Here is a 12,086-nt window from a genome sequence, read left to right as displayed (position 1 = left end):
TTCCGGCGTCCGAATTCCGTAGTCGACTACTCCGTCCGGGGGATAGCCGCGGAGGGGTGCTACCGAGAGTGGGAGAGTTGCTCCCCGCTGTGCACCGAGACGACCACATCGTGGGAATCATGTTACCCACGTGTGGGCGCCGGCGATAGGTCGTCAGGCCACCATCGACCTGAGGTCGTCGCTGAGCAGGTCGTGCAGGCCGGTGGCGCAGGCCTTCGCCGTCTCGATCGACCGCGGCAGCATGCCGGCTTCGTACGTCCGGACGGCTTCGTCGACGCTCGGCGCGGTGGCCAGCGCGGTGGCGAGCTCGGTGCCGTCCAGCAGGGCCAGGTTCGCGCCGACGCCCAGCGGAGGCATCAGGTGTGCCGCGTCGCCGAGCAGCGTGAGCCCGGGCGTGTGGGTCCAGGCGTGCGGTACCGGGAGGACGTGCAGCGGCCGGTGCGTGAAGCCGCCGTCGAGGTCGTGCAGGAACCCGAGGAGGCTCGGGTGCCAGCCGGCGAAGCGCTCCAGAAGGTTCGCGCGCACCGCCGCGGTGTCGGCGAAGTCGAGGTCGGCGGCCCAGCCTTCCGGGGCGTAGAAGACGGCGTAGCAGCGGATGTGGCCGTTGCTGTTGCGCTGCGCGACGAGCGCCTTGCCGTCGATCTTCGTCATCATTGTCCCTTGGCCGGTCAGCGCGGCCAGGTGCGGGTGGCAGCGGTCGGCGTCGTCGAGGCCGAGTTCGACGAACGTCACCCCGCTGTACTCGGGCCGGACGCCGGTGAGGGTCTGGCGGACGCGGGACCACGCGCCGTCCGCGCCGATGACCAGGTCGAAGTCCGCCGTGCCGCCGTCGCCGAAGCTCAGGCGGCTGGGGGAGACCTCGGTGATCGAGCGTCCCCAGCTCACGGTGCCGGGCTTCAGCGACTCGAGGAGGAGGCCGCGGAGCTGGCCGCGGTCGATCTCGGGGCGGAAGTCGTCGCCCTCGGCGGGGACCTCGTCCATGACGACGTCGCCGCTGAGCGGGTCGAGGGCGCGCATCTGCTGGCCTTCGGGGCGGGCCAGCTCGCGGAATCGTTCGTACAGGCCGGCGGTGCGCATGGCGACCTGGCCGGTGTCGCCGTGCAGGTCGAGCGTGCCGCCCTGGCCTCGGGCGCCGGCTGAAGCTTCTTGTTCGAAAACGGTGACGTCGAGGCCGTGGAGCTGCAGGACGCGGGCACAGGCGAGTCCGCCCAAGCCGGCGCCGGCGATCGCGATGGAGTTCATGACTTCCCCCTGGAAGTTCGGTGCCGCCGGCGAGTCCGGTGGCCTTAACTCAGAAAAGCACAGTGACTCAAAAAGTGCAACGACTCAACTTTTGAAGTGAGTCCACCATCACGTAGGCTGAGGCTATGACCGAAGTGATCGGGCGCCGCGAGCGCAAGAAGGCGCAGACCCGCCAAGCGCTGGCCGACGCCGCGCTGGAGCTGTTCCTCGAACGCGGCTACGACGAGGTCGGGGTGAAGGACGTCGCGGACGCCGCCGACGTTTCGGTGACGACGTTGTTCAAGTACTTCCCCAGCAAGGAGGCGCTGCTGTTCGACCAGGACGACGACATCGAGGCGGCGCTGGTCCTGGCGGTCCGCGGCCGGCCACCGGGGCACACGATCGTGGACGCGCTGCGGGAGCACATGCTGGCGGACAGCGCGGACGGCGGCCCGAGCGCCGAGTTCATCCGGCTGATCGAGAGCACGCCGGTGCTACGCGACTACGGCCGCCGCATGTGGATGCGCCACGAGACGGCGCTGGCCCGCGCGATAGCGGAGGAGATGGGCGCCCCCGAGGACGATGTGTCGTGCGCGGCCTTGGCGCGGTTCGCGCTGGCGTCGCGGGAGCTGATCGTGGCCCACGAGAACCCGCGGCGGGCGGCGGAGGAGATCTTCGGCAACTTGGGCCGCGGCTGGCGGGTGAAGTAGGCCGCCCGAAAGCCGTGAAGGCCACCTTGAGGAACTACAAGTTCCTCAAGGTGGCCTTCACGAACCATCGAAATCAAGCCGTAGGCGGCTGATACACCTTCGTCAGCTTCCCGGCCGCGGCGCGATCCAGCAGCCACAGCGTCCGCCGGTGTCCGCGAGCCCCGGCCACCGGCAGCTGAACCTCACCGGCTCCCGACAACGCCAACGCCACCGCGTCCGCCTTCGCCGAACCAGCCGTCATCAGCCACACATCCCGAGCCCGGCGGATCGCCGGCAGCGTCAGCGAAATCCGGGTCGGCGGGGGCTTGGGGCAGTTGCGCACCGCCACCACCGACCGGTCGGTCTCGTACACCGCCGGGGACTCCGGGAACACCGATGCCGTGTGCCCTTCGCCGCCCAGACCCAGCAGCATGATGTCGAACGACGGCACGTCGCCGTGGTCCTCCGGGCCGGCCTGAGAAGCCAGCACCGAAGCGTACGAAGCAGCCGCCGCGTCCACGTCCGAGCCGAACTCGCCGTCCGACGGCGCCATCGCGTGGATGCGCTTCGGGTCCAGCGGGACGTGGTCGAGCAGGGCCTCGCGGGCCTGCTTCTCGTTCCGCTCGTCCGAGTCCGCCGGGACGAACCGCTCATCGCCCCAGTAGATGTCCAGGCGCGACCAGTCGATCGCGTCGCGGGCCGAGGACTGCCGCAGCTCCGACAGCACCGCGATGCCCGTGCCGCCGCCGGTGAGGACCAGCGACGCCGACCCCTTGGCCGCCTGGACGTCCACCAGCCGCGTGACCAGCCGGGCGGCCGCCGCGGCCGCCAGCAGGTCCTGGTTCGCGTAGACGACGACCTCGGTCTTGCTCATGAACCGCTCTTCTTGCCGTTGGCGCCCGCCTTCGCCGGTGCCTTGGCCGCGGCGGCGGCCGCGGGAGACGTGACGTCGGCCTTGGCCGGCGCGCCCGTCTTGCCGTTGGTCCCGGACGTGATCTTGCCGAGACCGTGCAGCGAAGCCTCGTACACCTCGTCCGGGTCGAGCCGGCGCAGCTCCTCGACCAGGCAGTCCTGGGTGCTGCGCCGCTGCAGGGCGATCCGCCGGGTCGGCTGGCCCGGCTGGGTCAGCGTGCCGACGCGCCCGTCCGGCCGGTGCAGCTCCACCGCTCCCGAGCGGCGCTCGAGGTTGACCGAGATGATGCCGGCCGCGCCCGAGCTCTTGACCCGCTTGACCGGCACCTTCAGGTACTCGGCCAGCCAGGCGGCCAGCAGCTCGGTGGATGGCGAGTCGGCCTCGCCGGTCACGGTCGCGGCGGTCACCTTCTCGTACGGCGGCAGGTCCAGCGCCGAGACGAGCTGGGCGCGCCAGTGGGTCAGGCGCGTCCAGGCCAGATCGGTGTCGCCCGCCGTGTAGGCCTTCGCCCGCGTGGTCAGCGCCTTGACCGGGCTCTTCTCCGCGGCCGAGTCGGTGATCCGGCGCTGGGCCAGCTCACCGAGCGGGTCCTTGTCCGGGTCCTTCGGACCGGTCCCGGGCCACCAGGTGACGATCGGCGCGTCCGGCAGCAGCAGCGGCACGACCGCGCTCTGGCCCTGGGCGGCCAGCGGGCCGTAGAGCCGCAGCACGATGACCTCGCTCGCGCCGGCGTCGCCGCCGACCCGGATCTGGCCGTCGATGCGCGGCGCCGCGGTGCGGGCGCCCTTGGCCACCACGATCACCCGCGACGGGTGCTCGCGGCTCGCGCCGTTGGCCGCCTCGATGGCCTCTTCGAGGTTGGCGTCGTCGTCGGCCACGATCACCAGCGTCAGGACGCGTCCGAGCGCGACTTGCCCGCCTTGTTCGCGGATCTCCACCAGCTTCTTGTTCAGTGCCGAAGTCGTGGTGGACGGCAGGTCGATGATCACGGGCGCCTCCATTTCCGGCCGGTGCGCTCCAGCATTTCGTCGGCGGACGGCGGGCCCCAGGTGCCCGGCGGGTACTGCTCCGGCGCCCCTTCCTTGGCCCAGTTCTCCAGGATCGGGTCGAGGATCTTCCAGGAGAGCTCGACCTCCTCGTTCACTGGGAACAGCGACGGCTCGCCGAGCAGGACGTCGAGGATCAGGCGTTCGTAGGCCTCGGGGGAGGACTCGGTGAACGCGTGCCCGTACCCGAAGTCCATCGTGACGTCGCGGACCTCCATCGTGGTCCCCGGCACCTTCGAGCCGAACCGCAGCGTGATGCCCTCGTCCGGCTGGACCCGGATGACCAGGGCGTTCTGCCCCAGCTCCTCGGTCGACGTCGAATCGAACGGCAGGTGCGGCGCCCGCTTGAACACGACGGCGATCTCGGTGACGCGGCGGCCGAGCCGCTTGCCGGTGCGCAGGTAGAACGGCACCCCGGCCCAGCGGCGGCTCTGCACCTCCAGGGTCACTGCGGCGTAGGTCTCGGTCTTCGAGTCCTTCGCGAAGCCCTCTTCCTGCAGCAGGCCGGGCACCTTCGTGCCGCCCTGCCAGCCGCCCGCGTACTGACCGCGCGCGGTCGTCTTGCCCAGCGGCCCGAGCGGCTTGGTGCCCGAGAGCACCTTGATCTTCTCCGCGCGCAGGGCCCGCGGGTCGAACGACAGCGGCTCCTCCATCGCGGTGAAGGCCAGCAGCTGCAGCAGGTGGTTCTGGATGACGTCGCGGGCCGCGCCGATGCCGTCGTAGTACCCCGCGCGGCCGCCGAGGCCGATGTCCTCGGCCATGGTGATCTGCACGTGGTCGACGTAGTTGGCGTTCCAGATCGGCTCGAACAGCTGGTTCGCGAAGCGCAGCGCCAGGATGTTCTGCACCGTCTCCTTGCCGAGGTAGTGGTCGATGCGGAACACCGACTCCTCGGGGAAGACGTCGTTGACGATCGCGTTCAGCTCTTCGGCGCTCTTGAGGTCGTGCCCGAACGGCTTCTCGATGACGACGCGCCGCCAGGTCTTCTCGTCGGCGTTCGCCAGCCCGGAGCGGGCCAGCTGCTTGGTCACCACCGGGAACGCGCCGGGCGGGATCGACAGGTAGAACGCGGTGTTGCCGCCGGTGCCGCGTTCGTGGTCGAGGTCCTTGACCGTCTGCGCGAGCCGGTCGAACGCGTCGTCGTCGTCGAAGGTGCCCTGGACGAACCGGATGCCTTCGGCGAGCCGGTTCCACACCGACTCCTTGAACGGCGTCCGCGCGTGTTCCTTCACCGAGTCGTGCACGAGCTCGCCGAAGTCCTGGTGCTCCCAGTCGCGCCGGGCGAAGCCGACGAGCGAGAAGCCGGCGGGCAGCAGCCCGCGGTTGGCCAGGTCGTAGATGGCGGGCATCAGCTTCTTGCGGGCCAGGTCGCCGGTGACCCCGAAGATCACCAGGCTGGACGGCCCGGCGATGCGCGGGAGGCGCTTGTCCCGCGGATCGCGCAGCGGGTTGCTCCAGGTCATGCGTCCCCCTCCTGTACCGCGCGGACGACCGCCGCGAGCCCCGCGGCCCGGTCGGTCAGGTGCAGGCGCAGCACCGGGCGGCCGTGCTCGGCGAGCACCTGCCCGTCACCCAGGGCCTGCGCGTGCTGCAGCTGGCCGAGCGTGTACGGCCGCTCCGGGACGTCGAGGTCCTGCTCGACCGCGCCGGTGAGCTGCAGGAACACGCCGTTCTGGTGCCCGCCCTTGTGGTACTGGCCGGTCGAGTGCAGGAACCGCGGGCCCCAGCCGAACGTCGTCTGCAGGCCGGTGTGCTTGGCGATCTCGCCGCGCAGCAGCTCTGTCGACGCGTCGTCGAGGCGGTCGAGGTAGGCCTGCACGGCGATGTAGCCGGCTTCCGGCGCCGAAGCGAAGAACGCGCGGAGCACGTCCACGAGCTTCCCGTCGGTGGAAACGCCGTCGCTGCCGAAGATCTCGACCGGACCGTCCACATTGGACGCCGTCTCGCCGCCCTTGAGCTTCTCCGGGTCGTCCAGCAGCGCGCGCGTCGCCTTCTTCGCGGTCTCGACGTCGGGCTGGTCGAACGGGTTGATCCCGAGCAGCCGCCCGGCCAGCGCCGTCGCGAACTCCCAGAGCAGGAGCTGCGCGCCGAGCGAGCCGGTGACGGCGACCTTCGCCGCGCCCTGCGGGCTGCCGATGGCGACCGCGGTGGCGTCGGACTTCGCATCGGCGAAGCCGGGGGCCTCGGTGCTCTCGACCGCGACCGGCAGCAAGCCGGTGCCCTGCTTGCCGGTGGACTCCGCGATCAGCTGCTCCGCCCAGTCGGGGAAGCCCTTGATCCCGGAACCGGAGTCGGCCAGGACGACCTTCTCCGCGCCCGCTTCGTGCGCGGCGGCCCACGCGGCGGCCAGCTTGACCGCCGGGTTCGCCGCGTCGTCGGCCGCGAGCTCCTCGGCCGCCGAAGCGGCCTGGTCGAGCAGCCGGGCGACGTCCGCGCCGGCCAGCCCGGCCGGGACGAGCCCGAACGCGGTCAGCGCCGAGTAGCGGCCGCCGACGTTCGGGTCGGCGAGGAAGGTCTTGCGGTAACCCTCCTTTTCGGACAGTTCCTGAAACGGCGAGCCCGGGTCGGTGACGACCACGATCCGCCGCGCCGCGTCGATTCCCGCGTCGGTGAAGGCCTTCGCGAAGATCCGCCGGTGGCTGTCGGTCTCGACGGTGCCGCCCGACTTCGACGACACCACGATCACCGTGCGCTCGAGGTCACCGGCCAGCGCGTCGGCGACCTGGCCCGGGTCGGTGGTGTCGAGCACGGTCAGCGCGACGCCGTCGGTGGCGGTGATCACCTCCGGCGCCAGCGACGAGCCGCCCATGCCGGCCAGCACGACGCGGTCGACGCCCTCGGACCGCAGTTCGGTCCGCAGCGCCTCGATCTCGCCGATCAGCGGCCGGGACGACTTGTGCAGCGTCGTCCACGAAAGCCGGATCGACGCCTCGGATTCGGCGTCGGCTCCCCAGAGCGTCGCGTCCTGCGCCGCCAGCTTCGACGCGGCCTGGTCGGCGACCAGCCGCTCGGCCAGCGGCGCGGCGCGTTCCGCCAGTTCGGCGTCCACGATCTCGACGCCGGTCTTTTCGCCTGTCGTCATGTCGTGCTTCAGCCCTTCGCCTTTTCGAGCTGGCCGTTCACGGTCTCGAGCAGTTCGGTCCAGGACTTCTCGAACTTCTCGACGCCCTCGTTCTCGAGCGTGAGGAACACGTCGGTGATGTCGATGCCGACGGCCGTGAGCTTGTCGAAGACCTGCTGCGCGTCCTTGCCGTGGCCGCTGACCCGGTCGCCCTTGAGGTCGGCGTGCTCGGCGACCGCGTCGAGGGTCTTCTCCGGCATGGTGTTGACGGTGTTCTTGACGACCAGGTCGTCGACGTACAGCGTCGGGGAGTAGTCCGGGTTCTTCACGCCGGTCGAGGCCCACAGCGGGCGCTGCGCGTTCGCACCGTCGGCGGCGAGGGCCTTCCAGCGGTCCGTCGAGAAGAGCTCTTCGAAGGCCGCGTAGGCGAGCCGGGCGTTGGCGACGGCCGCCTGGCCGCGCAGCGCCTTGGCCTCGTCGGTGCCGATCGCGTCGAGCCGCTTGTCGATCTCGGTGTCCACGCGGGAGACGAAGAACGACGCCACCGAGTGGATGCCGCGCAGGTCGTGGCCGTTGGCCTTGGCCTGCTCGAGCCCGGCGAAGAAGGCCTCGATGACCTTCTTGTAGCGCTCGACGGAGAAGATCAGCGTGACGTTGACGCTGATGCCCTCGGCCAGCGTGGCGGTGATCGCCGGCAGGCCCTCTTCGGTGGCCGGGATCTTGATCAGCACGTTCGGCCGGTCGACGGTCTTCCACAGGTCCTTCGCCTCGGCCACCGTCTTCTCGGTGTCCTTGGCCAGGCGCGGGTCGACCTCGATGGAGACGCGGCCGTCGACGCCGTTCGTGGCGGTGTAGACGTCGCGGAACAGGTCCGCGGCGTTGCGCACGTCGGTCGTGGTCAGGTCCCGGATGGTCGCCTCGACGTCGGCGCCCTGGGCGGCGAGTTCCTTCGTCCGCTCGTCGTAGGCGTCACCCTTCGACATCGCGTTGGCGAAGATCGTCGGGTTGGTCGTCACGCCGACGACGTGCTTGTCGCGGACGAGCTCGGCGAGGTTGCCGGTGTTCAGGCGTTCGCGCGAAAGGTCGTCCAGCCAGATCGATACGCCGGCCTCGGACAGTTGCGCGAGCTTGTCGGTGCTCATCTATGTCCCTCTCAGTTCTTGGTGTTGGCGATCGAGCGGCGGGCCGCCTCGACGACTGCTTCCGCGGTGAACCCGAACTCACGGAACAGGGTGGCGGCATCGGCGGAGGCGCCGAAGTGCTCGATCGAAACGTTCACCCCGGCGTCACCGGTGAAGCGGTGCCACGACTGGGCGATGCCCGCCTCGACGGACACGCGGGCCTTCACACCGGCCGGGATGACGGATTCGCGGTAGGCCGCGTCCTGCGCGTCGAACCACTCGACGCACGGCATCGAGACGACGCGCGCCTTGACGCCGTCGGCCTCGAGGGTCTTCTTCGCCTCGACGGCGAGCTGGACCTCCGAGCCGGTGCCGATCAGCACCACGTCCGGGGTGCCGTCCGAATCGGCCAGGACGTACCCGCCCTTCGCGACGCCCTCGGCGGTGGTGCCCTCGAGCACCGGCACGTTCTGGCGGGTGAGCGCCAGGCCGGACGGGTGGTGGATGTCCTCCAGCACGGCCTTCCACGCGTACGCGGTCTCGTTGGCGTCCGCCGGGCGGACGACGTTGAGGCCCGGGATCGCGCGCAGCGCGGAGAGCTGCTCGATCGGCTGGTGCGTCGGGCCGTCTTCGCCGAGCCCGATCGAGTCGTGCGTCCAGACGTAGGTGACCGGCGCCTTCATCAGCGCGGCCAGCCGGACCGGCGGGCGCATGTAGTCGGAGAAGATGAGGAACGTCGCGCCGTACGGGCGGGTGCCGCCGTGCAGCGCGATCCCGTTGAGGATCGAGCCCATGGCGTGCTCGCGGATGCCGAAGTGCAGCGTCCGGCCGTACGGGTTGGCCTGCCACATGTCGGTGGCGGCCTTCTCGGGACCGAACGAGTCGGCGCCCTTCATCGTGGTGTTGTTGCTCTCGGCCAGGTCGGCCGAGCCGCCCCACAGCTCCGGCAGGGGGTCGGCGAGGGCGTTGAGCACCTCGCCGGAGGCCTTGCGGGTCGCGATGCCCTTGGCGTCCGGCTCCCACTTCGGCAGGTTGTCGGCGAAGCCCTCGGGCAGCGTGCGGGTGGACATGCGGTCCGCGATCTTCTTGCGCTCCGGGTTGGCCTTGCCCCACGCGTCGAACTTCTCGGTCCACTCGGCGTGGGCGCTCTTGCCGCGGTCCAGGGCCTGGCGGGTGTGCTTGATGACGTCGTCCTCGACCTGGAACGACTGCTCCGGGTCGAAGCCGAGGATCTTCTTGACCGCGGCGACCTCTTCGCCGCCCAGCGCGGCGCCGTGCGCCTTGCCGGTGCCCATCTTCTTCGGGGCCGGGTAGCCGATCACGGTCTTCACCGCGATGAACGACGGGCGGCCGGTCTCGGCCTTCGCGTTCTTGATGGCCTCTTCGATCGCGACGACGTCTTCGCCGCCTTCGACGACCTGGGTGTGCCACCCGTAAGCCTCGTAGCGCGCGACGGTGTCCTCCGAGAGGGCGATGTTCGTGTCGTCCTCGATGGAGATCTTGTTGTCGTCCCAGAAGAGGATCAGGTTGCCCAGCTCCTGGCGGCCCGCGATGGACGAGGCCTCGGAGGTGACGCCCTCTTCGATGTCGCCGTCGGAGGCGATGGCGTAGATGTGGTGGTCGAAGATGCTCTCGCCGGGTGCCGCGTCCGGGTCGAGCAGGCCGCGCTCGCGGCGGGCGGCCATCGCCATGCCCACGGCGTTCGCCACGCCCTGCCCCAGCGGGCCGGTGGTGGTCTCGACGCCGTCGGTGTGCCGGTACTCCGGGTGGCCCGGGGTCTTGGAGCCCCACTTGCGCAGCTGCTTGAGGTCCTCGAGCTCGAGGCCGTAGCCGGCGAGGAACAGCTGGATGTAGAGGGTCAGGCTGCTGTGCCCGGCCGACAGCACGAACCGGTCGCGGCCCGGCCAGTTCTGGTCGTTGGGGTCGTGACGCAGCGTGCGCTGGAACAGTGTGTAGGCCAGCGGCGCCAGGCTCATCGCGGTGCCGGGGTGGCCGCTGCCACAGTTCTCCACCGCGTCCGCGGCGAGCACCCGGACGGTGTCCACGGCGCGGGTGTCGGTGTCGGTCCAGTCGGCGGGGACGTTACGCCGGAGGAGTGGGTTGTTCTCGCTGGTAGGGGCAGTATCGGACACTGAACTCCAACTCCCGGTCATGATGGTTGCGGCTGGTCTTCCTCGTACCGGTTACCCGTGCGCGGGGTCATCTATCTCAATCGATCCCGAAGGGACGATATTCCTGCTCGCGACCCAGCGCAGGGGCAATCGCGGCCCGACCCGGCCAGCCTAGTGCTTGGACCCGTTCCCGACCCGCGATCACCCACGGGATTCACCACGTCTAACATCGTTCGAGGGTTCAGTTCGGCAGGTTTGCGCGGCACCACCACTGCCTACCCGGACTTGCCCGCCCGAACCTGACGCAGGGAGTGAAATGTCGTTGGTGAACGCTGCGCACGGACGCAGTGACGACACCAGCGCCGTGCACCCGACCGGTGAGCGACCGCACGGTGACCGGCGAAGCATCCGTCAGGTCCTCGGCGCCTACGCCGCACTGGCGAAACCGCGGGTGATCGAGCTCCTCCTGGTGACCACCATCCCGGCGATGTTCCTCGCCGGCCGTGAAATCCCCTCGCCGTGGCTGGTCCTGGCCACCCTGGTCGGCGGGACCATGGCCGCGGGCAGCGCGAACGCGCTCAACTGCGTGATCGACGCGGACATCGACAAGGTGATGAACCGCACGAAGCGCCGTCCGCTGGTGAAGGACTCCGTGCCCCGGCGCGGTGCGCTGATCTTCGGCTTGGTCATGGGCGTCGCGTCGGCCGTGGTGCTCTATTTCACGGTCAACATGCTGTCGGCGATCCTGGCGGTCGCGACGATCCTCTTCTACATCTTCGTCTACACGCTCGGGCTCAAGCGGCGGACGTCACAGAACGTGGTCTGGGGCGGCGCGGCGGGCTGCATGCCGGTCGTCATCGGCTGGGCCGCGGTCACCGGCACCGTGCAGTGGCCGGCGTTCGTGATGTTCGGCGTCATCTTCTTCTGGACACCGCCGCACACGTGGGCGCTGGGCATGAAGTACCGCGACGACTACGAGCGCGCGGGCGTCCCGATGCTCCCGGTCGTCGCCACCGCCCAGCACGTCGCCAAGCAGATCGTCATCTACTCGTGGGTGATGGTGGCGTGGACGCTGCTGCTGCTCCCGGTGACGTCCTGGCTGTACGGCACGTTCGCCATCCTGGCGGGCGGCTGGTTCCTCTTCTACGCGCACAGCCTGCAGACCGCGGTGCGGCGCGGGGAAGAGACGAAACCGATGGCGCTGTTCCACCGGTCCAACACGTACCTGATGATCGTGTTCGTGGCGCTGGCGGTCGACTCGGCCATCGGTTTGCCCACCCTCGGCCTGCCGTTCTGAGACGGATCGGGATCGCGGTCGCCGCGGTCGTCGTCCTGGGCCTGCTCGTCCTCCTCGGGCGGGGCAGGTTCCCGGCCTTGGACGACAGCCTGCTCACCGGCGGTTGTGCCATTCCCGCCCGGATCACCGCGGTCCCGGGCGCGGCCGACGCCGCTCCCGGCGGCGGCGGTCTCCGCGTCGCCGACCACGGGACCAGCGCCGTCGTGCTGGAGAACACGAGCGCCCAGATCGCGTACCGCATCCCGGTGACTTCCGGCGCTCGGACGGTCGAGGTGCCGCTGCTCACCCCGGGGGAGCGAATCGGCGTCGCGCTCGAGCGGCCCGTACTCGGCCCGGTCACCTGGCTGACCCCGGAGTCGCTCGGCGGCTTCACCCCGGTGACCGCGACCGTCGTCCCCGGCGGCGTCCGCTACCGCTCGGCGAACTGCCGGGCGCTGACCAGCCGTGGAGCCGCGGTGCTCCACCGCGACGCGAGTGGTCGGATCGTCGGCGCGGAGCAGTTGCCGACGGCGAGCGTGTCGTGCGCGGTGGGGGAGAAGGAACTGCCGGTGGCCCTCGCTCCCGGCGCCGAGGTCTACCCGTACTGCGCCCTCGGGCCGGAATGATCCCGCCGGGGCGGCCGTTAGA

The 12,086-nt window shown here is 70.3% G+C and carries 10 protein-coding genes; 3 read left to right on the top strand and 7 right to left on the bottom strand.

Annotated elements, in window-relative coordinates; genetic code table 11:
* Positions 1-153 precede the first annotated feature (153 nt).
* On the bottom strand, positions 154-1,242 hold the full coding sequence (locus AB0N03_RS39595; protein WP_364383475.1) for an NAD(P)/FAD-dependent oxidoreductase: 1,089 nt from the start codon (positions 1,240-1,242) through the stop codon (positions 154-156).
* A 125-nt stretch (positions 1,243-1,367) separates the two neighbouring features.
* Here AB0N03_RS39595 and AB0N03_RS39590 point away from each other — a divergent pair, with 125 nt between their 5' ends.
* Positions 1,368-1,931 (top strand): helix-turn-helix domain-containing protein, encoded by a 564-nt coding sequence (locus tag AB0N03_RS39590; RefSeq protein ID WP_364383472.1) that lies wholly within the window; start codon positions 1,368-1,370, stop codon positions 1,929-1,931.
* Positions 1,932-2,004: 73 nt separating this feature from the next.
* Here the strand turns inward: AB0N03_RS39590 and pgl are convergent, their stop codons facing one another.
* From pgl to tkt, 6 genes are read right to left on the bottom strand one after another with little or no spacing between them, the layout of a single operon-like run.
* Positions 2,005-2,784, bottom strand: coding sequence for a 6-phosphogluconolactonase (pgl, locus tag AB0N03_RS39585; RefSeq protein ID WP_364383469.1), 780 nt, complete (start codon positions 2,782-2,784; stop codon positions 2,005-2,007).
* The gene (gene opcA, locus AB0N03_RS39580; RefSeq protein WP_364383466.1) at positions 2,781-3,812 is read right to left on the bottom strand and encodes a glucose-6-phosphate dehydrogenase assembly protein OpcA; all 1,032 of its coding nucleotides are present in this window, start codon (positions 3,810-3,812) and stop codon (positions 2,781-2,783) included. The genes pgl and opcA overlap by 4 nt, the downstream gene beginning before the upstream one ends.
* Entirely contained in the window at positions 3,809-5,332 is a 1,524-nt protein-coding gene (gene zwf, locus AB0N03_RS39575) for a glucose-6-phosphate dehydrogenase (protein ID WP_364383463.1), read from the bottom strand. The genes opcA and zwf overlap by 4 nt, the downstream gene beginning before the upstream one ends.
* The gene (locus tag AB0N03_RS39570; protein WP_364383461.1) at positions 5,329-6,951 is read right to left on the bottom strand and encodes a glucose-6-phosphate isomerase; all 1,623 of its coding nucleotides are present in this window, start codon (positions 6,949-6,951) and stop codon (positions 5,329-5,331) included. Before AB0N03_RS39570 ends, zwf begins: the two co-directional genes overlap by 4 nt.
* 8 nt (positions 6,952-6,959) lie before the next feature.
* Complete coding sequence (gene tal, locus AB0N03_RS39565) at positions 6,960-8,072, bottom strand: transaldolase (RefSeq protein WP_364383458.1); 1,113 nt, start codon at positions 8,070-8,072, stop codon at positions 6,960-6,962.
* Positions 8,073-8,083: 11 nt separating this feature from the next.
* Positions 8,084-10,183 carry a transketolase gene (gene tkt, locus AB0N03_RS39560; RefSeq protein WP_364383455.1) on the bottom strand — a complete coding sequence of 700 codons (2,100 nt, stop codon included), beginning with the start codon at positions 10,181-10,183 and terminating at the stop codon, positions 8,084-8,086.
* Positions 10,184-10,478: 295 nt separating this feature from the next.
* Here tkt and AB0N03_RS39555 point away from each other — a divergent pair, with 295 nt between their 5' ends.
* Together AB0N03_RS39555 and AB0N03_RS39550 are read left to right on the top strand one after the other, a co-directional pair.
* Positions 10,479-11,459 (top strand): heme o synthase, encoded by a 981-nt coding sequence (locus AB0N03_RS39555; protein WP_364383452.1) that lies wholly within the window; start codon positions 10,479-10,481, stop codon positions 11,457-11,459.
* 77 nt (positions 11,460-11,536) lie between these two features.
* Entirely contained in the window at positions 11,537-12,064 is a 528-nt protein-coding gene (locus AB0N03_RS39550; protein WP_364383449.1) for a hypothetical protein, read from the top strand.
* Positions 12,065-12,086: the final 22 nt, after the last annotated feature.

The organism is Amycolatopsis sp. NPDC051061 (genome assembly GCF_040682935.1).
GTDB lineage: Bacteria > Actinomycetota > Actinomycetes > Mycobacteriales > Pseudonocardiaceae > Amycolatopsis.
The sequence above is the reverse complement of the archived record's forward strand: the minus strand, read 5'-3'. Positions and strand labels throughout refer to the sequence as shown.

Coding starts and splice junctions, on each gene's coding strand:
- AB0N03_RS39595 (WP_364383475.1), bottom strand. CDS start 1,242: ATGAACTCCATCGCGATCGCCGGCGCCGGCTTGGGCGGACTCGCCTGT.
- AB0N03_RS39590 (WP_364383472.1), top strand. CDS start 1,368: ATGACCGAAGTGATCGGGCGCCGCGAGCGCAAGAAGGCGCAGACCCGC.
- pgl (WP_364383469.1), bottom strand. CDS start 2,784: ATGAGCAAGACCGAGGTCGTCGTCTACGCGAACCAGGACCTGCTGGCG.
- zwf (WP_364383463.1), bottom strand. CDS start 5,332: ATGACCTGGAGCAACCCGCTGCGCGATCCGCGGGACAAGCGCCTCCCG.
- AB0N03_RS39570 (WP_364383461.1), bottom strand. CDS start 6,951: ATGACGACAGGCGAAAAGACCGGCGTCGAGATCGTGGACGCCGAACTG.
- tal (WP_364383458.1), bottom strand. CDS start 8,072: ATGAGCACCGACAAGCTCGCGCAACTGTCCGAGGCCGGCGTATCGATC.
- AB0N03_RS39555 (WP_364383452.1), top strand. CDS start 10,479: ATGTCGTTGGTGAACGCTGCGCACGGACGCAGTGACGACACCAGCGCC.